We start from the raw sequence: 20,983 nt of genomic DNA, 5'->3' as shown, positions 1-20,983 counted from the left end.
CCCTAAGAGACCTACATAGAAAACGTGCCGTCGTGCGGCAAGGTAAAGCAGGGGACGTTCCAGGGATAACGGTTCACCGGGACCGGTGATACAGCGGGTCGCCAGTCGATTATCTTTGAAAGTCTTGGGGCGGTGCCGACGCACGTCGCCGCTATGCTCTGACAGGCCATCCTACCAGCCGGACCGAGCCAAGCAAGGCGAACCCAGAAAACCGCGTCTAGCAAGGCCGCGGTAACGCCGTTCGTCCAGCCGAGACCGTCCTGAAGTGGTATTCGCCATCACCCTCAGGCCGCTCCCTCTCTACGTCATACTTCTCCATCATGCGGCCGGTCTCGGCGTAGATACGGGACGTCTCGCAAACTTCACCTTATATCGGCCTTCCTGCCGACGAGATGACGAGGAAAAGCACGTGGCCTACGTAAGCCTTATGATCGATCGCTGTCGCAGCATGATCGCCGCGCAGGCCGGTTACACGTTCGACCAGACGCTGCTCGACGTCGACCAGCACGCCCAGAACTGACCTGCGTGATGGACGCGGACTGGAACTCTTCTGACGATGTTAAGAGCAAAACGACCGTCAGGCTGGCCCCGCAGCGCAAGCGCCACCACTTCGTCCCCGTGACCTACCTGCGGAGCTGGACGGACTGCAGGTCGAAGCTGCACGCGTATCGCGAGATCGGCCCAGAAGCCGAACCGCTTCACCTTAAGCCCGCGGAGATCGGATTCGAAAAATACTATTACAGCCAGAAGCGGCCCGACGGAACGCACGACAACGACAGCTTCGAACTACTGTTCGGGCGGGCGGAAACGCACTGGCCATCCGTGCTCGCCGCCCTGCGCGATGAATCCCTGGGACCGACAGACCTGCATTGGCTCTACACGATGATGACGATGATGCGAACGCGCGTCCCGGCCGCCCGCGACTACAACGAGGCCTTGATGGCGCTAGAAACAAGGGAGGGCCTGAAGACGCTCAACGCCATCGGCAAGCTACCGGCCAAACTCCGACGTTACGAGGACGAGCTCGACACGGTCGAGGTCACGGTCAACCGGCAGCGGACGTTGGGCACGATGAGCGACGACATGCGGAGGTTCTGCGACATGACGCGCCGCCTCGGGTTCGAGATACTCCGCGATAAGACGGGCACGGGGTTCCTGACCTCGGACAATCCCGTCGCCTTCTTTGACCCGCGCGACCGGGGGATCCGGGCGCCATACATCGAGAACGAGAAGGTCGAACTCTACTTCCCGCTCACGGCAGAGCTGGCGCTCCATGGAGCGAATAGGCTGCGGAAGCACGGGCCGGTCCCGCGTTTCCGCAGCCTGACTGATGCGCGAGACGTCCGCGCGATCAACCGCATCTCGGCCCGCTTCGCATATCGCCTCGCCTTCGCGCGCGACCGGACCCACGACGCCCTCATTCGCCAGCATGCCGCCACGTCGCCGGTGTTGGAGGCACGCGTCGTGAACCGGCCCGGCGAGTTGCAGTTTCACATCGGCCACAAGTTCGGTCCCCGGCCCTCCCTGCCCAAGTTCCGCCCCGCGATGTGCGAGGATGGCCTCTATCCCGAGGATATGGTCCCATGATGCCGCAGCGTCCGCCGGATGCACTTCAACGTCGGCGCATGCCCCGCCGTCGGCTCTGAAGGTCGCGGTCCCGCACCGGATCGGCGTCGATACCCTCGTCGCCGATTCCGATCTTGGTGAACTCGATCCCCTCGCGCTCGCACACCATGTGGAGCGTCTGGAACAGGGCTTGGTTCATGCGGTGGCCGGCTATTACTCGCCGGATAGGGCGTTCGAGGTCGTAATACTGCTCGGGATTTAGGATGCGAATCTCCTGCTCGTAACGCCACTCGTCGTTCTTTGAGAACAGGACCGTCCGCGCCGCCGCCTCCTCGTCCTGCAGGTCGTTCCGGTCGAGGAACGCAAACACGCCGCGGTATTGCACCTCGCGCACCCGCGGGTCGTCGTCGGGCAGGTCCACCTCGATCGCAAGCCCGTCGAATCCGCCAGCGTAATGGGCCCAGAGCAAATGCGACTGGAAGTCACGCGACAGCGAGCAGACCCGGTAGCGCGACTTGGCGCCGCCGATACCCTTGACCGCCCGTTCCGCCCAGCTCTCTTGACCGTTGGTTGCGTATACGAAGAGACCTTCCATCGGATCGTTCAGGGCGCGCCAGTCAGCACAGTGCAGACGGCGGTTAATCAGGATGTCGAGCGCGAACTCGATCTTACTCGAAGATCTGAACTTGAAAGCACGCATCCGATTCCCCTGCCAGTCCGTCGCACGTTCGCAGATCGCCGCCCCGATGCCCAGTCCGGCAATGACGGGTTCGCACTCGCCGTTCCGGACGCCAAGGATATCGACGACGGATCGCTCGTCGCCCTCCTGCAGCCCTTTTGCGCCGTCTACGATCCGCTCCGTATCTACTATCCCGCCGACGACTCATGCCGCCGAAGCTGAGGGCGTTCATCGAGTTAGCACGCGACCGGACGCTGTGGCGCTAGCGTTCGGCTAAGTTCCGTCGACCTGTGTCCCCGCGTCGCTTACGTCGCCGAGTGGCGCCACGACCAGGCCGTCGACCCCGGTGATGGCGCGATCCCCGATACGCTCCCGAGTCCGGGGCGTCAGCTGTCGACCTTGGCGGTAGTCGTCGAACAGTCCCTGCTCGATGCCGATAAAACGCACCATGTCGGGATCCGGCAGGACCGAGCTCAGGGCCTTCGCCTGGCCGACGTCCAGATCGAGGAGCCCGAACGGGGTTATGACGGCTCCCGCAAACAACCGTTTCTTCTGGTCGCCGTTCACGCGGACGGTGCGGCGCGGCGCGGACAGCAGCGTCTCGTCGACACGCTTCAGCAGGCCAAGTCCCAGCGACGTCTGCTCTACGTAGGTGCGAGCGACGGCCTGAACGAGATCTTCGCGCTCCTCCTCCGTCAGTTCCTTGCCTTCCGTTTTGGGATCGAGAGCGTAGAGAAACGGTGCTCGCGACGGATTGGCCACGCCCCACCTCGACATAACCGCCCATCCCTTCACTGAGCGGTTGTGCCACTGGAGCCCCCGGATGGTGCGCGTCCGCTTCTGGACCCTGACGCCGCGTATCTGTCCCTCCGCGGTCCTGATTGGACCAGGCCGGGTCGTGCCCGTGGCGTTGCCCTTCTGGTGCGATCCCTTGGCTTCCGCGATCGCAAGTTGGCCCGGCTTCGCGCAGATCCAGTCGGGCATCTCGGCCTTGGTCGCGCGCTTTACGCGCCAGTGCGGCGACAGCGGGAAGTTGTCGCCGTCGATGGCCACGAACCAGGCGAAGTCGTGATGTACCTCGAGGTAGGCGCGCGCGAAGAAGCGTCCGAACAGGCCCGAGAACGACCGGCGCATCTCCGTGCCCTGGCCTGGACCGCTCCCACGCCAGACCAGTTCAGAACTCGGTTCGAGGAGGTCCTCGAGAAAAGCGAAAATTGAGCTGGACGCCGGCGCGGTCTGAAGTATCTCGCCCCATGCAGCCCGGGCGACGTCGTCCATGTCTAGATCGACCTTGTGAGGCGGGAGGCCGCCGACGCGCAGATGGGACGGACAAGCGCGGGCCGGCGAGATGATGTAGCGTTGCGAGCGGACGGTCATTGCCTCTCCCAGCTAGAGGAACCGATGGATCGTCATCGCGCCTGCGGCGCCTGAGCCGATCCAGCGTTCAGAATCGTCTGCGGTCAACTCGAGCGCATCCTGCTCGGAATTGACGCAGACCAGGGTCTGAACCTCGGGGTCGTCGAGTGACGCGAGCCCGGTCACGAGGCGACGCTTGTTCGCCGCGTCGAGCCCCAGGAACAGGCTCGAATCGACGAGCAGCATCCACGGTGTCGGCCGCGGATCCGCACGGATCATCCGCAGCACGACATCAAAGATCGCGAATGTCAGTTCGGACCCGGCCAGGCCGTTCGTGCCGCAGAAATAGTCGCTGCCGGTAGCCCGGACCTCCGCGCGGTATTCGCCGATCCGCCTGATGCGCGAACCGAAGGTCGAGCTGCAGAACAGCTCCTCGCGCAGCGAGTCCCACACTTGGTCCTCGCTCATGCCGAGCTGCGGCGCGAGCGCGCGCAACTCTCGCCGGAACGGATCCTTCACCTGGTTGGGCCCGAATTGACGGCTTTTTAGATAGACGACGTTGAACAATGACCGCGGCCAGTTCGACGCGATGTTTCCGTCAACCTCGACATGAAGCCGCGTATGATGCGCCGCCGGCACGTGCTTGAGCAGGGTCGCCTCCTCGGCGAGCCTGACCGTCGTCCTCACGCCCTGCACCGACACGGCGGCCTCGATCGACATGTTGGGCGACTTAGGACCGAAAAGCCGCCAGCGCTTGCGGAAGTCCTCGAACGCCGCGCCACCCGTGAATGCGGCTATGCTCTCGCACAGGCTCGATTTCCCCGCGTTGTTGCTGCCGAATACGACGTTGTGCCTCGCGAGCGGGACAATGGTGCGTTCGCGCAGAGGGCCGACGTTTCTAACGGTCACGCTGGTCAGTCCGTGTTTCAGGACGCTGTCGGCCGAGGCGACGCGCCGGAAAACCCATTCGCCGTGCTGCTTCTTCCAGCGCCGCAGCACTGCGACGGTGTGGCGGCTTGCAGTGTCGTCGATCAGCTTGCCATGCCTCTGGCACAACCAGATGCCGTTTTCCTCGCTGGACCGGTCCTGCGGGGTCAGGCTCGCGTCGTAGCGCGGGCCGCCTGGTGACGCGGCGGTAATATGCGCGGCGACACCCACCATCGTGATGCGGCCGACCCGGTCCTCAGAGGGGCCGACCGTCAACTGCCTGCAATCTGGCTGGGCGCACATATAACCGGCGCGCTGCGCTAACGTCCTCGTGGTCGCCGCTGAGAAGTCGTCGCGCGTTCCAGCCAATCCTCACCACTTTCTGATCCTGCCCGGCCCCTGCGGCTCGCTGAACGAAGCGCTACCCCTAGCCCGTCACGTGTCAAGCGGTACCCGTTACCAACGCCGCCGTCTCCGGGTCATAGGTCATCCCGGCAAGTGTGCCGTTTGCGACCCGACCAACAATCTGGTCGATGATGGATAATGGCACGAGAAACCATTCGCGTGGGCGAACCAGCTTGCCGAAGCGGTCGGGGATTTCGGCATCGAAGCGCACGGCGTCAAGGACGCGGTGGATCAAGGCTTCCAGGCGGGGACGATTGACGTCAAACAGCTTGTAGGTGGCCACCACGTCCACGCCGGCGAGGAGATAGGTCGCGTCGTCGGCCGCCCCAGCGATCCGCGCCTCGACCGATCCGCCGGTGATGCCGATCTTATGGATCAGATCGCGGTGAGCAGCGATCGTCGGATGTGACGAGCGACTGCGCAGGACATAGAGTGTGCCTGTTGGTAGCTGATCCGGCTCCACTGGTTCCGGAGCTGCGTCGGCGAAGAGCGGGCCGGCGGTGGGTTCGGTGATCCGGCGGCCGCCATCGTCCTTGTACAGCGCGCGCTGAAGCGAGCGAAGCAGCAGGTCGCTCTCGGTGCCGTTGGAATATATGACACGCAGGCGGGCATCGGTCTCGCCGTTAGGCGCCACGATCGGATGGCCCATGTTCGCCACATAGGCGACCTGACCGCCGACAATGAAAAACTCGCCGAGCTTGATGTCGGCCTTTGACATGCCAAGGTCACGCACGAACGGCCGGGTGGTACGGGTGCCCGCCTCAAGATCGGCTTGAACCTGATCTAACAGCGGTTTGAAGGTCGAAAAATCTTCGCAACGTTTGGCGCTGGCTATGTCCTCGGCCGCCTTGCGGTCGGCGTTGGAGCGGACGTTGCGCAGCTGCGTGACATCATCCGCCGTCTCTACCTCGATACCCAGTTCGGCCAGGAGCGCGCCGTCTTCGAGAGCTTCGATCGGCGATGCCGCGTCTGCGGCGTCGAGCAGGCCATGCGTATCCATCTTCGCCAGCAACTCGCGGCATTCCGGTTGCGCGCGCAGCCGGTCGAGGCGCACCGCATAAAGGCGCTCGAAAATGTCGCGGTCATCGCCGTGCTGCGGCACGCGGCCGTGCTCATCGCGAAACCTGACGATATCCTCGAAGCCGGCGATTATCCGTTCTTCGCGGGGCGTGCGGGCGCGGGCTTTCTTGGGTGTCAGGTCGACGCCCAGTTCGGCGAGGATGTCGTCGTCAGTCATGTCAGCCATTTGCGACGGTCCCCGCAGCCTGGGCCTTGGCACGGTAGCGGGCGAAGGCAGCGACGCCCTCAGCCAGCTGGCGCTCCCACGGGTCTTGGGACGTCACCTCCGGTGCCCGCCCACGCTCGCGTTTCCACTGAACGGCCCGAACGGCGAAGGCCCGCGCTTCTTCCTCTGTCAGCGTCGTCTTGCGTGCTCCGATCGCCGCCTGCACTTGGCGCAGGGTCGTCTCGTTCATCGCCTTGGCGAGGATTGCATAAGCGGCGTCGAACGGGTTGATGCGATCGATAAGGTCGATGTCCAGCTCTCGCACGTTCATGAACTTGCGGACGCCGTCGACGAACGACGTGTTGATTTTTAACTCGCCATCACCATCGTCGGTCGCCGTCTCGGTGACGATCTTGGCCGCCTGTTGGGTGATGTTCAGTGCGGCGATCGCGTGCTGGCGGATCGCCTCCTGGTCCGTATCGCTAAGGTCGGGATAGCGGTCGCGCACGATCTTGCCCATTCGGACCTGCGTGAGCTCTTCGGGCACGACTTCGGGGTCGAACAGGCCGCGCTCGATCGCCTGTTTGTCCTGGATGAAGCTGGTGATGACCTCGTTGATGTCCTCGGCGCAGATACGCTTGCCCTCGGCCGAGCTCGGCAGCACCAGATCCTTCAGTTCGAAGTGGAACTGGCCGCGGTCCTCATTGAACCCGACATTGCAGCGACCTTCCTGATACCCGTCGGGACCATAATTGAACCCGTCCTTCGGGCCGACGTTCTTGGGCGTGAAATCGAACCGCGGGGCTAGCACCTGCTCCATCAGCAGGCTGGCGGCGATCGCCTTCAGCGTGTCGTTGACCGCTTCCGCAACCACGTCGTCGGCGGCGGCCGGCTCGGCGATGAGGTTCGTGAACCGGGCAACGGTCTTGCCGGGCGCATCGCGGGTGGCGCGGCCGATGATCTGGATGATCTCGGTCAGGCTGGAGCGATAGCCGACGGTCAGCGCATGTTCGCACCAGATCCAGTCGAACCCTTCCTTTGCCATGCCCAGCGCGATGATGACGTCGACATGGTCACGGTTGCTCCGCGCCTCCGGGCTTTTCAAGGCCGACGCCACGCGATCGCGCTTGGCGGGATCGTCGTCGACCAGATCGGCCACCTTGATCGTGGCGCCCCCCACCGTCTCGATCAGGTGAAAGCCGGTGACCGGATCGGTGCCCTTCCAGCTGCCGAGGTGATCCATGATCTCCTCGACCTCGCGATGCTTGTCCTTGGTGCTCTCGCGCGCGTTGACGCTGGGGATGTGGACGATCGTCTTAATCGCTGGGTCGAGCACAGCGTTGATCTTGTCGATGTAGCGGCCCGTGTAGAAGCTGTACGCGATGTCGAGCGTCTTCAAATAGCGATAGCCGTTGAGTTGCTCGTAATAGGTGTAGGTGACGGTGGTGAACTTCGTCTCGTCCTCAGGCGACAGCACCGCGACGGCGTCGCCGCGGAAATAGCTGCCGGTCATCGCGACCAGATGCACCTTGTCGCGCGCGATCAGCAGGCCAAGCTGCGCGCCCAGCCGGTTGTCCGGGTTAGCGGACACGTGGTGGAATTCGTCGACCGCGATCAGCCGTCCGTCGAACGCCGCGATCCCCAGCTCGTCGATCGCGAAGCGGAAGGTGGCGTGGGTGCAGACCAGTACCGTGTCGTCGCTGGCGAGGAATTCGCCGACGGCCTTCACCTTGGACTTGGCGACCTTCACATCGTCGGCGCCGGGCGTGTTGCACAGGTTCCAGTGCGGCTTCACGGTCCAATCCGCCCAGAACCCATGCGCGGACAACTGCTCGTCGGCGAAGCTGCCGCCGATCGAGCGTTCCGGCACGACGATGATCGCCTGTTTCACGTCTTGGTTGGCGAGCTTGTCGAGCGCGATGAACATTAGCGCACGCGATTTTCCCGACGCCGGCGGTGACTTGATCAACAGATATTGCTCGCCGCGATGCGCATAGGCACGCGCCTGCATCGGGCGCATTCCGAGCTCGTTGGCGCTCGACGAGGCGCCGTTCTGTGCGGTCACAAGGCGCACGGCGGGGATGGATCGGTTCTCGGTCATTGGTCAGCCTTGTCGTGATGGTCGGCGAAGGCGGCAATGGAGGCGTAATGCGCCTTCACCCTCGTCTGTACCTTTCGCATCATGTCGGACCCGCGCTCCGCCCAGCCATGCGTCTCGAACAGTCTTGCGAAGCCGCCGTAATGTGCGGATGCAATCCGCGCTATCGCCTTGGCGTCGCCGCCGGGTTCGAAGTCGCTCATGCCGTCTTGTCGTCTACCGCGAAATTGAACTGTTCACGCAAAAAGTCAGCGGTTTCTTGGTCGTATATTTTGCAGACGACGTTCTGATTTGCGAATATCCCTGAAAAGGTCTTGGGTTCGTCTCTCGCGAACGTTTTGACCCAGTCAACGCCGACGACGTAGGAAGCTAGATCTGGGTCATCGGCGTGTTCAGTGACATACCAGGCCTGCACCTTATCCGGAAGCCGCTCTCCAGACTGTAAAGTAAAGTCACTAGCCAGCATCTTGGGGGTCGTAACTCGACCATAGCCAAGATAGCCCTTGTGCTTCTGATAGTAAAAAATAGGTGCACCCACTTCGAGACGATCGAGTGCATTACTGTATCGCCGCCCACCGGACGCGGTGAAGAAACCATAGGTTCGCAAATCCTCCCAGGGCCGGTCGTCCTCCGCCCCACCGGTGACGTAGTACAGACCCGACCACGGCGCCCGAGCCTTCTTGACCGCGCGGTCCTTTACCTCCTCCTGATCGAGCAGGCTGTCGGTGGTCAGCCATTCATGGCCGGAATCGCCGAAGATGTTGAAGAAGCTTGCGTTGATCCCGACGTCATGCTCCTCCGATAAATATTCGATGATCCGCTTGGTCGCCTCATCGACCTCGCTCGCCACCACGATCATTTGGTGCGAGGCGTTGAGTGTCTCCGGCACCGCCTTGCCGTAGCGGTCGCGGTACAGGTCCGGCAGCGACTGGCCGGTGGCGGCGCGAACGAGTTCGTGAACGTCCTTGGTGGTCAGGTGTCGCACCCAGGACGCATAATCGAGCACTTGCCCCACGATGTCGCGGGGGGAGCGATCCCGCTTCAGCTCGATGACAATGAGGTTGCCATCCTCGTCCATCGCTAACAGATCAATGCGCCCCCCATGATCGGTGACGACCTGACGGCCGATGACGATCCCGTCGACGCCGACCAGGCTGAGGTCGTGCGCCACCCAATCCTCGATCCGGCTTTCAAGGTCGAGCGGCTTGCGGCGGCTCTCGGCCAGCCCTGTTTCAGTGATTCGGAACAGGCGCGTCATGCGACTTTCTTACCCTTCTTGGACCCTGGCTGGTTGGCCGTCATCTTTGTGTAGAGGTCGAACAGCTTTTCCAGCCGCTCGGTATCGTTGCGGAAGCGGCGGCCGATATAGATGCGCTCCAGCACTTCGTCATTCTCGTCGTGCGCGCGGCGCAGGTCGTCCGGCATCGTCTGCGGATCGTAGAGATCGGCGATCGTCCCGGGGAAATGGGCCTCGCGTGCGAGCAGGATGTTCTCGGCGGTGCGGGTGAGGTCGGCTTTGTCTTGTTCGGTGAGCTTGGGGACGGGGAAGGTGTTCCACCCAAGGGTATTAGAATAAGAAAAGTCGGTACGCATACGAACACATACGGTGCCGATCCAGACCCAATGAAGCCGAGATGCGATCAGAGCAATCTCAATCTCCTTACCATCGTAGATCGCAAAATTTCGATCGCCGACGATAACATTCCCGTCGGCCATAGCCACCGGGAGGTATTCCCGATTTTCCGAGCTTACCCGTGGTATGATAATTGAATATCGTTCTGCTACGTTCTGGATTTGCCTGAACCGATGCGGGAATTCTGCCGCTGGTCTCGTTTCAGCGGCTTTGCTCTCGATCCTCACCCGCCGGACGCCCTCGATCCGACGTGAGACTTCGGGACTGCTCTCGGCAAGATCAACGTCGCCATCAGTCATCCATAGGCAATAACGTTGTTCGCCCCGAATAAGCTCTTGGGCACCGACAAATGGACGAATTATCGACCGTACCTGCGGCGAGTTTCTAAGCAATACTTCGCGTTCTTCACTATCTAAGAACAAAAATCCGCCGTCAGTTGGTTTGTTGCCCCATACCATTGGGGTTCGTCCAGCAGGCGGTTTACTGACCGGCTGCACTATCACGTCGGGACCTGCAACGAGGTATGCGTTTATGTTCGGCACAACCCGCTCAATTGCGTTCCCGGCCGCATCGGTTGTGTAGAGCTTTGCGCCTTTCGCTGTACCTGCAGAGAGCCCAACGACAGCAACAGTTACGCCAGCATTATAGTTCGCCAGATTTGCCCACTTAAAGGAGGGATAAGCAAATTCGATAGATCTACCCATCGCGAAAAGTACTGGCCAAAGGATAGAAACCTGAATACCCTGACACAACGAATTTGTCGTTACGAATGCGCTCTTTGCCGCACTTGAGTGCCCGTACTGACTGGCCTTCAAAAACCATCCCGCTACATAATCCAGCGATTTCCAATTTTTGGTTAGATTCTCGAAGAGATTCTGGAGTTCCTCTTTCTGCTCTTCGCTTTGCCATGTGCTTCCTAGATAGGGCGGATTGCCGCAGATGTAGGTTTCCGCATCAGCGACGTCTTCTAATCCCGTTACCTCTAACGCCAGCCGCCCGGTCACACCGCCCAGATCGCGCTCCAGGCCGAGGGCGGTGCGCACTGGCGGGCACACGTCCGGCCAGTCCAACCGAAGCGCATTGCCGACTGTGATCTGTCCGGTCTTATGGAGGGGCAGCACCATCGCGCGCGCCTCCTGCTGGCTGAGGTACAGGCAGTCCGCCTGGAACTCAGCGATCAGCAGCGCGAGGCGGGCGATCTCGGCGGCGAAGCCCTTGATCTCGATGCCGTAGAAGTTGCTGAGCGGGATGACGCTGCGGCGTTCGTCCAGCTTCAGACTGGCCTCGCCGCCCAGCCGCTCGACGATCACCGCCTCAATCGCGCGCATTTCCTTGTACGCAATGACCAGGAAATTGCCCGATCCGCAGGCCGGGTCGAACACGCGGATGTTCGCCAGCCGCCGCCGCAGGTTGCGCAGTTTCTGGCGGCTGTCGCCCGCCGCCTCCAACTGCTCGCGCAAGCCGTCGAGTAATAGCGGGTTCAGCACCTTCAGGATGTTGGGCACGCTGGTATAATGCATGCCCAGCTCGCCGCGCTCGCCATCGTCGGCTACCGCCTGGATCATCGATCCGAAGATGTCGGGGTTGATCTCCTTCCAGTCGAGATCGCCCGCGCGCAATAGAAAGGCGCGCGCGGTCCGGCTGAAGCGCGGGCTTTCGGTCGCGTCCGTGAAAAGGCCGCCGTTCACGAACGGGAAGACGTCCGCATAGGGGCGGATGCCGGCGGCGCGACGATAACGATCGTCGAGATTGCGATCATGCGTGACGGGCGTATCCATCGCGCGGAACAGCTCAGTCAGCACCTCGTGCGTGTTGCCCCATTGCTCGTCGCCGCCGCCATGGCCGGCATGGCTCATCTGGGTGATGGTGGCGGTGAACTGGTTCTCGCGGAAGATGCCCGTGTCCTCGGCGAAGAAGCAGAAGATCAGCCGTGCCATGAACTGGTTCAGCTCGTGCCGTCGCTCCTCGGTCGCCCAGTCAGGATTGTCCTTCAGCAACTCGACATACAGCTTGTTGAGCCGCCCCGTCGCCTTGACGTCGATCGGGTTGTTCTTGATTTCCTTGACAGTGGAAATGCCCGCCAGCGGCAGGAAAATCCCGAAGTGGCGCGGCAGGTCGGCATAGGCGCAGGCGATCACGTCGCCGCCGATCAGATCCTCGGCCTCGACCGTCTCGCCATCGGTGGCGAGGATGAACTTCGCCTTGGCGCTCGCGGTCTTGGGGCTAGCGCGCAGGGCCGTCAGCGTCGTGCCCACCTCGCCCGCCGCGGCGATGCCGATATGAATGTTGTTGCGCTGCAGGACGCCGCCGACATCGGATTGGTTGGTGCCATTCTTCGTCGCGCGGAGGCGATCGACAGTTGCCTTCTTGGCGCCGAACGCGGTGATGAACTGGAACGGAAATTCGGCGGCGTCGAACGGCTGTTGGACGAGGTCGGATACGGCTTCTTCGATCTCTACGGCGTTCATGCGGTTCGACAGGTCCAAGGTGCTGGCCCGCATCGGCGGGACTGGGTCATCGGGCGGATGATAGGACACGTCCGCCCGATAGTCATCGGTTGTGTGCCGCGTCAGGCTGCCGAGCGGATCGCCTCCATTGGCATGGCGTCGGCGTAGCTGCCGCCGGCGGGAACGAAGACAGAGCCTGGAAGCTCAACGCCGTGCACCTGTTCCGTCACTTCTCGCCAGCGGCGGTGAGCGCGCTCGATACCACGCTTGATCCGGCTCCGCGGCGGCAGGGCCGATGCGGTCAGGACATTGCGGGGGCCGACCGACCAGCGATGCGTATCCGTCAGGATCTCGACGGACGTGCCGTCGCTGGCGAGGTAGAGCTGCACGTCGGCATGCCAGTCGACGTGCAGGGTAGCGCGGGTGGCGAGGGAGACGCCGATCGGTCCGTCGGCGATCGGTAGGTCGAATTGGACGAGGATCATGTCGCGGCCGATCTCCTCGACGATGGCGGCGACTTCCAGTGCTTCGGCGAAGTTCTTGCGTCCGCCAGAGGCGAAGGCGGTCGGATTGGCGACTGGTGCATATTCCGGATAGCCCATCGCCACCCGAAGGCCGTGAGTCCACGCCTGCATGGTGTCGATCGAATGCTGCTTGGTCATGTCGGTAATCTCCTCTGGGGCCATCGGCCCGTTCGTTTCTTTTCCGCCCCCTTCACGAAGGCCATCATCCCCGCTCAGCGACAGGCCACCGGTGCGAAAATTTCCGCCTTGCGGGCTTCTGCGGCGAAGGCTGTGGCGAGCAGGTCGTCGCCGTATCGCTGCCAGTCGGCCGCGTAGGCGCGGTGGGCGCAGTGCTCGGTGACGAAGCCCGTCAGCCGTCGCGTCGCCTCCAGGACGGAGGCGGTGCCGCCGGACAGATGACGCCAGCGCATGAGGAGCGTGGCCGTGGTCAACACATCCCCTTCGCAGACCGAGCGGACGGCCGACCATTTCCCCTGCTTCATCAATTGGGAGACTAGGTCCGGGCGGCAGGTCAACTTGGCCGGGATGCCGAGCCGGGCGGCGATCTCAGCTAGATGAGCAGGCGCTGCCCCGCCGCATATCTCGCCGCACAGGTCGAGATGCCCCGAGGCATCGCGGCGCCAGGGCGACTGCAGCGCCTTCAGGCTGGACGGCAGCCGCAGCCCCGCATCCATTGCCCCGATCAGAATCTGCGGCAGATCGTTATGGAATCCACCCCACGTCACGATCTGGACGTGACCGAGCTGCCCTATGTCGGCGAAGAAGGCCCGCAAGGCAGCGGCCTCGTCCTGCTCCGGCAAGCCCCGGGTTTCGAGACGCAACGGGCGCAGGCCGTCCTCGGCCTCGGTCATCACCAGCCAGCTCAACGTCGTGATGCGATGGCACGGCCAGCGCGGCGTCACGCGGGGGTCGGTGCGCAGGTCGCGCGGTGACAGATGCCCGGCGTCGGCGGGCAGGAAGCGCTCGCTCGCCTGGTAGCGGGCGTGTGCTTCGTGGTCATAGGCAAGTTCGGCATCAAGGACGACGACGAAGCGGGGCGATGTGCTCTTCCAGAGCGAGGTCAGGTGGTGGTGCATCGTAATTCTCCGGCGGACGCTACGCGTCTGCGTGTTGAGCAAGGGGAGGTCAGCGGGTTGCGGGCTGAGCGGCACGCCAGCGATCAAGTGCGCGAAGCGCGGCCTGGGCGGGGTGGCCGGCATCGTCGAAATCACCAAAACCTTGCGCCCAACATCGCCATCCGGCGATCGCCTCGCCGATCAGCTCTACGGCGGTGGTTTCTGGATCTGGCAGCAGCACGGTCGGCATCACCGCGTCGCACTCATCGACGCGGGTTCCCAGCGGACACACGCACGGCATGAGGTGTGCGCGCGCCTGACGGACATGCCATGTGTGCCCACGCGGCATGTCCCGCCATCGACCGGCGGTATCGGTGGCGGCGGATACGACGTTTGGATGCCGCGTCAGATCGGCCAGTGCGAGCAGGCGGTGCGGGACGCTGCCCCAATTGCTCCAACTGACGATACCGCCGGTTGCCGGAACGTGTTGCTCCAGCCAGTCGAGTAGATCGAGCGGCGTGTCGCCTTCCCCCAGACATCGGGCGTCGGTGGCGAAAACATAATCACCGCCATCTTCCGGCGTGACGGAGAGCAGCCCGATGCCGCAGAGGAGGCGGGCATCCGGTCGATGACCGGCGGCGGGGCAGGCACCGATGGTTCGTAGGGCAAGTGAGATCGAGGCGGGCGCGTAGCCGCGCGCTTCGATCGATAGATCGATTAGAGACATGGATGTTCCTTGGGGACGGGCTGCGCTGCGGCCGATTGGAGTCAGTCGGCGACGGACAGGAGGTCGGCAACGTGGGCTTGCGCGGCGGGATGATCCGCCTGTTCGAGCCAGGTGGCGAAATTAGCGCTTATGGCAGCAGCGATGCTGCGACTGACCGGATTGGTTGATGCGAGACGTCGTATCAGCAGCCGGAACAACGCGATCACGTTGAGTTTCGCATCTTTTTCCAGTCCATCAACATCGGAGCGTATCCACTCGGCGAAGCGCCGGCCGGTATCGGCGGGTGCACACAGGATTCCGGAACAGCCGCAAGCCTGTTGGAACGTGACCGGAGTTCCCGCGCTGCGGGCGGTCAAGTCGAGCGCATATTGCTGGCCGCAGCCCGCGATCGCGCGCAGGACCGGCGACCATTCCGCCCCGGGCAGGCAGCTGAGCATGGCGACAGCGTCGTTCAGCCGATAGCCGGTAATCGTCGCGCCTTCGCGTATCAGATGCTGGTCAAGCCAGAGTAGCAACGTGTCCGTGGGGTTGGATGGTTGCAGGATGCAGCTATCGAGGCTGAAGCGAACGCGCGGGCCTTGCAGCGTTGCGGTTAGGACAGCTGCCCCGACGGGCATTCGCCGTTCGATGCCGACATGATGGCCGACGTCTAGTGGCGCGACGTGTAGGGCGGTGATGATATGTGCAGGAAGCATATGGTTGGGCTCCGGACACGTGACCGACTGCCGGATCGCTGAAACGACCAGTTGAGGGCACGCGAATGCTGGGCATGACCGGCGGAACCGGTCGACGACAAAAGTTCTGATCGAAGACCGACCGGCGAATGCCGATCTTGTTTTTCCTTCATTCAAAACCTTCGCATCAGCCTTTCGTAAGGATCAGCGACACCGGCGCCCTTTTCCATGCTGCTGGTATGGGTCGGACTTGCTGTCGCGAGTCCGAGGCCGAGGCCAACAACCGCACCGAGCGGTTCCAGGCGGACGCCGCCACACGTGAGGCGGTGCACGCCGCCGACGCCGCCTGGGCCTTCCTGACCGCGGCGCAGGCACAGTTGCAGGCCAATATCGACGGATTGGCCGCGGCCGACCTTGCGCTGCATAGCTTGCGCGCCGAATACGGCTTCGGCCTGCGCTCGACGATCGACATCCTCGTCGCGGACCAAAGTTTCCGTGGCGCTCAGCTTGCGGTGGCGTCGGCGCGGACCGACGTGCTGGTGGCACAGTCAGCGCTGCTCCGCGCAACCGGCCGGCTTAGGCGGGACGCCTACGGATGATGGGGATGGCCGGCTTGTGCGGTGAAAATCGCCTGACCGCTCTTATCAAAAAGCGCGTCCCCTCCTAGAAAGGGTTCATGAGCTTTAAAGGCGAAGATAGAGATTGCAGTCGCGTGAGCAGCGGCTTGGCGATCTGTGTGTTCGTCGAAGCGCGCTGATGATGTGCGTACTTTACACCCTCTTGCGATTGATTGCCATACTGATCTGGCGTGCCGACGAGAAGGCAAGATCGGTTTCGCCGGTGGTACCGTTGATGTCGTCGCGCTTGCCCCGACGCTTCGTCGATCATCCGCCATCGGCTTGGGCAGCCCCGTAGATCCTGTTGATCCGTCTTCCTGCCGATCAACAAGGACAATGTCATGAACGAAGTAGAACGCGGGCGCGAGCCAGCGAGCGTAACTGCACGCCTGAACGAATACCCGAACATCCCGGAGGAGGTTGGGCGCGTCCAGCTCAATTCCGATGGTTCGGTTACCATGGCGTCGCTTGAAGAGCTATCGACCTGGGTGCTCGATGTCGCCGCGACCTGCGGCAGCGAGGTTGCAGAAAAGGCACACTACGTCCGCCAGCTGCGCGCGGCGAAGGGTGGTGCGTCGAATACGAGCCAGACCGCCGGCCGCTTCCTCGCTCACCCGAGGCTGAAATCGGTGACGCTGACGAACGACCATCGAGCGCTGCTGGAACGGGTAGCTAAGGCGCACGAGGCGCTTCGGCCCTTGTTGGTCGCCGCGATCAGTAAAATGCTCCAACTCGAGCTGCATCTGGCCGACCTTCGGCGATGCGAGGACGCCATCGAGGGCAAGCGCCTTCGTGACATGGAGCAGAGCGATACCTGCATCTGGCCCGAGGCTCGCTCCGTCGTGTCGCGGCTGGGACGGGCCGGGGTACGTGAAGGCCACTGGTCGACGGTGACCCGTGCCACGGAGCATCATATCGCCCAGCTCATTCTGACGGACAACCTGCTCGCTGGGGTGGGATCGCCCGATGATCCCCAGATGAACGTCGATTTCGGAAGCGATCGGTAGATGAGTGGATGCACAAGAATGTTGCGCCAGTGGTTGCGGCGCCGCCGCTTCTCCCGCGCTAGCGCTGGCCCGCGTGAGCGGGCCAAAAACTCGACCGCAAGGTCGATCCACCGCTCCGCAGGAGCGCGCACAGTAAAAGATGCTGCGCATCATTTACTAGGTATTGCGCCTCTCTTCCGGGCGTCGGGTGAAACTCTGCGCTGCGGCATGGATCGCCCCTTTGTCGGTCGGAACGCCGCCGAGCTGGTTTTCATTGCTGCCGACAGCCTTCTGTCGGGGCGAAGCGGTGCCGATTAGCCCCCCTCTCTAGCGGGCTCGGCACCGCCTGTCCCGCATCATCGACTCATCTCAGATCGATTCACCCGACAGAAGGGAAGCAAATGCGCGCCCCATTCTGGCGCATCAACGATGAAAGTAGCAGATTATGAACAAGTTAGAACTGGATCTGATCCGGCAGGCGCTGACCCTCGAGGAGCTCGACGACTACCAATCAGCTGCCCGTCGCATTGCGGAGAACAGCCGCGCCATTCCGACCAAGGTGACAGAGGGAGTCGAACTGGGCGCCCTGTTGCTGAAGCTAGTTGAAGGTGTAGCGCCGAGGCTGACCGCTGCGAATGAGGCAGCGGCGTCCGACCGCCGGGAGAAGAATGCGGCTGAAATGCCGTGGGTCCATAAGACGTCGGCCAAGGACATCCTTTTAGATATTGAACGCCTGCAGTGGTACAATGATCGGATAGCCACCTTCGCGGCCCAGATGGCTGCGAAGCATTCCCTAATGGGACAATTACTGGCCGCACAGAAGCTCGCGGCGTTGAGCGTCATTGAGCGCCATGAACAGGAGCTCGGCAAGGTTCTGATGACGTTCGTCCGTCGGCTGAAAGGGGCAAAGCTGAAGACGGAATCCATCAAGGACCTGCCCAATGCCGTGCTCGCGGCGCTGGTCGCAACGCTCAACGGGGAGGCCGACAACGACCTTGCAGACGCGCTTGGTATTCCGGCGAAGGAGCGAGGTCATAAAGACGCTGCCGGGGCGGATGACGACCTAGACGCTCTTCAAAAGCAGATTGCGGTGTTGAAAGCGGAAGTTGAGTCGTTCAGCCACTATCGCGACTTGAAATCCCCGGTTCCTGATGAGCCGCCGGTTCATGTTCAGCCCGACGAATGGGATTACGAAAATGGCGACTTACCGCGTGCACTGTGGTCGGCGATCCACGAACCCATTCAGTATCGATTTGAGGACCGGCCCGCGATCCCAGAAGAAGCAAGCACCGTGCTCGGCATGCCGCTTCCAGCGGCACACGATTGGGCGACTCTCTTCGAAAGGGATGCCGATTTTCGCAAGATCGCGTTCGTTCCTTTCCGCAACCAGCGTGGCGGGCAGAACAACGTGCGCGATCTCTTCGCGGAGAGGTTCAAGTGTGATCCTGACGCGGTCGAGGACAATGTAGTTCGCGTCTGGCTCTTCCTTCTCGCGGGTCGCCAGATGGAGCCTGACAAACACGACCGCTTGTTCAAGCCGGCGTATTTTGACGGTGTCATGATGCCGTTAGCGTCGATTAGTCCCAACATGGTTCGGGTGCTGCGGTGGATTGGAGATGAGTGATCGGTAGGTAGCCGAAGGATGGCCGACGTACGACGCGTCGGCCATATGCAAGACCCGTGAGGCTTCTCGGCTTCCAGCTCTGCAGATGACCCGCCGACCAATCTTGACGCTACGCCTTTCTGCGCGAGGCACAGCCAACCGAAGAGCCCGTCCGAGACCGTTCCTCCAGTGGCAGTAAGGCAAGCGGCGCAGGTGTGAGGTGCGCGGTCATGTTCGGCGTTGCACCGCACATCAACGAGAGGCGCTTTGCAAGGATTGCGGCGCCCCCTTTGGCGAACCAGGCCTTGCTATATTTGCGGGGGCCCGTCCCCTCGCGAGCATGGCCCATGATGTCGTCGACGACGACTTGCTTCGCATCCGAGTCCTCGAGCGCGCTGCCACCGGCAGTCCGCATCGAGTGCAGGTCGGCCCGCTTTCCTAAAGATGTTCGAAGCAGGGGTGTGATGGCGTCGACATGGTCGATGATATAGCGGCCGGCCGAAGCATAAAAGCGCTTACCGCCTCTGTTCGTGAGGCCTTCGCGGTAGAGCTCGGGGAACAGCATGCGGTGGCCTTCCGCTTCGATGGCGGCCACATACTCTTTGAGCCCGAGGCGCAACAGTTCAGGGTGGAGCGGGATCGCGCGGTAGCGCGCGGGACGTTTCAGGCCTGCCGCCTTCTTGCCGTCCTTGCTGCGGGTCATGTTGTTCTTGATGACGAAGAACGGAAGATCGACGTCGAAGACTACTTCTTCGATCTCCAGCCCGCATGCTTCTTCCCTGGTGATGAAGGTATAGGCAAGCAGCAACGGCACCCAATAGGCAGCGTCCTGCCAAACGGCACCGCTTGGATCGACCTTTAAACGGCGACTGCAGTTGCCACCCCCAGTATAGATCGGACTGGAAAAAGCGCAGATTAGCTGTTCCTCCGTCCAAGGCATCCGGTCGGGATTGCTCGGGTCGTCGCTGACCGTTGCAGTGAACGCGTTGAAGTCGACTACAAGGTCTTTCCCGTAACGCGGCTTCCACGACACCTTTGCCAACTCGCGCGAAAAGCGCGCCATGATCGTCAAGTCGCGATTATAGGTCCGGTCGTTTCGGGGCGTCGTATTTTTCATCGCCTTGACCTCGGCGACTACCTCTTCGACCGGACGCATCATGCTGCCAGACGTCAGTGATCCCCAGCGAAATTCCACCGGCAAATCGCGCAGCGTTTTGGCGAACAACTGTGCATCGATAGCACTGTAATCACACAGTCGCTTATCGCCCGTGATCCAGCAGAAAGCCTGGATGACGCGCCGCCGCTGACTCAAATCCGCGTTCCAGTCTCCGGACCCTTGGATCATCTCGATGGTAGATTCAATAATTTCGCTGAATGGCCGAGTATCCTGGGTCAGGAATGGTGAGCCAGCGGATGCGGATGCGAATTGCTGGTCGCTGCCATTGTCACGGGGCGTGCGGTTAGGCGCAGGCCGCTCGGTGGAGCCTCGGCGGATCGCTGCGACAACGTCGTCGTCGAGGAGCGCCGCGAACGGGTCACCCTGTCGGATCGCAAGCGGATGCTGCGCGAATCCCGCACGCGCCTGCGCCTCTGCTCGTGCGAGCAGGATTTGAACCCGCGCATCCTCGATTGTCCGTGCGGTCACCGGTGCGGAGAGCTGCTGCAGGACATGCTCGGCGTCGCGGTTCGCGAGTTTGTGTGGTGCAAGCGACTTGAGCATGAGCACGACGGCGGCGCGGTCCTTGTCCGCGAAGCTATCGGTTAGTTCGTCGATCAGGTCGGACGGGATGCTGTCGGCATCGGCCGGCAAGCGCGCCGCGATCCGGTAGGTAGCCTCCAGGACGCGAAGCGGGCGCTGATCGACGCCTGAAGCCGCGCGGCTAGTGAGCTGGGGCGCCAACGCCAGCCCCAGCTCCTCGTCCAGTCCCGCCCTGAACACGCTTTCCAGCTCTCCCGCCTTGAGAAAGCCGCGGCTGGCCCGGTCGAACATCTGCATCACCATCACCTCCCATTTCGCCGACAGTCTGGTGACGAGACGACGGGCCTCGACCGGATCTGCGGTAGCCAAAGGGACCGTTATAGGAGAATTTGCCAATCCGCGCAGGTACAACCTGCGCCGGTAATGATAGCGCGCGCCGCGCCGCCAGAGATAGGAAACCGAGGCCACATCCACGTCTCGCCCGATCGCCGGCGCGGACCTCTCATGCGGGCGGACGATACCGTCGTGTGTACAGCTTGGTGCACAGACCGGTGTCCCGCGAGGCGCGACCGGACGCCGGAATGGCGGATTCGTGTGGGTTCAGCGTAGATGTGGAGCGGGTGAAGGGAATCGAACCCTCGTCACTTGCTTGGGAAGCAAAAGCTCTACCATTGAGCTACACCCGCATGCCGTATCCGTGCTGGTCGATCGACCAGCCGAACCGCATCGCACTGCGATGGCGAGCGTCTATCGGCTCGACGC

Annotated in this window: 17 protein-coding genes and 1 tRNA gene; 4 read left to right on the top strand and 14 right to left on the bottom strand. The window is 62.4% G+C overall.

The window, feature by feature from the left end; genetic code table 11:
* Positions 1 to 528 precede the first annotated feature (528 nt).
* A complete protein-coding gene (locus tag AC0CH3_RS04925) occupies positions 529 to 1,587 on the top strand; it encodes a DUF4238 domain-containing protein (RefSeq protein ID WP_465237669.1) in 1,059 nt (352 codons plus the stop codon).
* 25 nt (positions 1,588 to 1,612) lie between these two features.
* On the opposite strand, the gene AC0CH3_RS04920 is transcribed toward AC0CH3_RS04925, so the two are convergent.
* From AC0CH3_RS04920 to AC0CH3_RS04865, 12 genes are all read right to left on the bottom strand, one after another.
* A complete protein-coding gene (locus AC0CH3_RS04920) occupies positions 1,613 to 2,266 on the bottom strand; it encodes a hypothetical protein (protein ID WP_465237668.1) in 654 nt (217 codons plus the stop codon).
* 252 nt (positions 2,267 to 2,518) lie between these two features.
* Positions 2,519 to 3,622 (bottom strand): hypothetical protein, encoded by a 1,104-nt coding sequence (locus AC0CH3_RS04915; protein WP_465237667.1) that lies wholly within the window; start codon positions 3,620 to 3,622, stop codon positions 2,519 to 2,521.
* A gap of 12 nt (positions 3,623 to 3,634) precedes the next feature.
* Positions 3,635 to 4,897 (bottom strand): AAA family ATPase, encoded by a 1,263-nt coding sequence (locus AC0CH3_RS04910; protein ID WP_465237666.1) that lies wholly within the window; start codon positions 4,895 to 4,897, stop codon positions 3,635 to 3,637.
* Between the two features lie 73 nt (positions 4,898 to 4,970).
* Positions 4,971 to 6,179 carry a GIY-YIG nuclease family protein gene (locus tag AC0CH3_RS04905; RefSeq protein ID WP_465237665.1) on the bottom strand — a complete coding sequence of 403 codons (1,209 nt, stop codon included), beginning with the start codon at positions 6,177 to 6,179 and terminating at the stop codon, positions 4,971 to 4,973.
* Positions 6,172 to 8,259 carry a DEAD/DEAH box helicase gene (locus AC0CH3_RS04900; protein ID WP_465237664.1) on the bottom strand — a complete coding sequence of 696 codons (2,088 nt, stop codon included), beginning with the start codon at positions 8,257 to 8,259 and terminating at the stop codon, positions 6,172 to 6,174. The genes AC0CH3_RS04905 and AC0CH3_RS04900 overlap by 8 nt, the downstream gene beginning before the upstream one ends.
* A complete protein-coding gene (locus tag AC0CH3_RS04895) occupies positions 8,256 to 8,459 on the bottom strand; it encodes a hypothetical protein (protein WP_465237663.1) in 204 nt (67 codons plus the stop codon). The genes AC0CH3_RS04900 and AC0CH3_RS04895 overlap by 4 nt, the downstream gene beginning before the upstream one ends.
* Complete coding sequence (locus AC0CH3_RS04890; protein WP_465237662.1) at positions 8,456 to 9,514, bottom strand: hypothetical protein; 1,059 nt, start codon at positions 9,512 to 9,514, stop codon at positions 8,456 to 8,458. Before AC0CH3_RS04890 ends, AC0CH3_RS04895 begins: the two co-directional genes overlap by 4 nt.
* The gene (locus tag AC0CH3_RS04885) at positions 9,511 to 12,375 is read right to left on the bottom strand and encodes a class I SAM-dependent DNA methyltransferase (protein WP_465237661.1); all 2,865 of its coding nucleotides are present in this window, start codon (positions 12,373 to 12,375) and stop codon (positions 9,511 to 9,513) included. Before AC0CH3_RS04885 ends, AC0CH3_RS04890 begins: the two co-directional genes overlap by 4 nt.
* 83 nt (positions 12,376 to 12,458) lie before the next feature.
* Positions 12,459 to 12,998 carry a hypothetical protein gene (locus AC0CH3_RS04880; protein ID WP_465237660.1) on the bottom strand — a complete coding sequence of 180 codons (540 nt, stop codon included), beginning with the start codon at positions 12,996 to 12,998 and terminating at the stop codon, positions 12,459 to 12,461.
* 74 nt (positions 12,999 to 13,072) lie between these two features.
* Positions 13,073 to 13,936: a hypothetical protein gene (locus AC0CH3_RS04875; protein WP_465237659.1), complete on the bottom strand. Its 864-nt coding sequence runs from the start codon at positions 13,934 to 13,936 to the stop codon at positions 13,073 to 13,075.
* A 49-nt stretch (positions 13,937 to 13,985) separates the two neighbouring features.
* Positions 13,986 to 14,642 carry a hypothetical protein gene (locus tag AC0CH3_RS04870; RefSeq protein WP_465237658.1) on the bottom strand — a complete coding sequence of 219 codons (657 nt, stop codon included), beginning with the start codon at positions 14,640 to 14,642 and terminating at the stop codon, positions 13,986 to 13,988.
* Positions 14,643 to 14,683: 41 nt separating this feature from the next.
* Complete coding sequence (locus tag AC0CH3_RS04865) at positions 14,684 to 15,337, bottom strand: hypothetical protein (RefSeq protein ID WP_465237657.1); 654 nt, start codon at positions 15,335 to 15,337, stop codon at positions 14,684 to 14,686.
* Between the two features lie 128 nt (positions 15,338 to 15,465).
* Here AC0CH3_RS04865 and AC0CH3_RS04860 point away from each other — a divergent pair, with 128 nt between their 5' ends.
* The 3 genes from AC0CH3_RS04860 to AC0CH3_RS04850 all read left to right on the top strand — a co-directional run bounded on the left by AC0CH3_RS04860 (position 15,466) and on the right by AC0CH3_RS04850 (position 18,543).
* Positions 15,466 to 15,915, top strand: a complete 450-nt coding sequence (locus AC0CH3_RS04860) for a hypothetical protein (RefSeq protein WP_465237656.1) — start codon at positions 15,466 to 15,468, stop codon at positions 15,913 to 15,915.
* 359 nt (positions 15,916 to 16,274) lie between these two features.
* Complete coding sequence (locus tag AC0CH3_RS04855) at positions 16,275 to 16,940, top strand: hypothetical protein (RefSeq protein ID WP_465237655.1); 666 nt, start codon at positions 16,275 to 16,277, stop codon at positions 16,938 to 16,940.
* Positions 16,941 to 17,364: 424 nt separating this feature from the next.
* The gene (locus tag AC0CH3_RS04850; protein WP_465237654.1) at positions 17,365 to 18,543 is read left to right on the top strand and encodes a hypothetical protein; all 1,179 of its coding nucleotides are present in this window, start codon (positions 17,365 to 17,367) and stop codon (positions 18,541 to 18,543) included.
* A gap of 109 nt (positions 18,544 to 18,652) precedes the next feature.
* On the opposite strand, the gene AC0CH3_RS04845 is transcribed toward AC0CH3_RS04850, so the two are convergent.
* Positions 18,653 to 20,695 (bottom strand): hypothetical protein, encoded by a 2,043-nt coding sequence (locus tag AC0CH3_RS04845; protein ID WP_465237653.1) that lies wholly within the window; start codon positions 20,693 to 20,695, stop codon positions 18,653 to 18,655.
* Positions 20,696 to 20,833: 138 nt separating this feature from the next.
* Positions 20,834 to 20,907: transfer RNA gene (locus tag AC0CH3_RS04840), tRNA-Gly, on the bottom strand.
* Between the last annotated feature and the right edge of the window lie 76 nt (positions 20,908 to 20,983).

Source organism: Sphingomonas sp. AC449, assembly GCF_979253475.1.
This window is presented reverse-complemented; position numbering and strand designations above follow the sequence as displayed.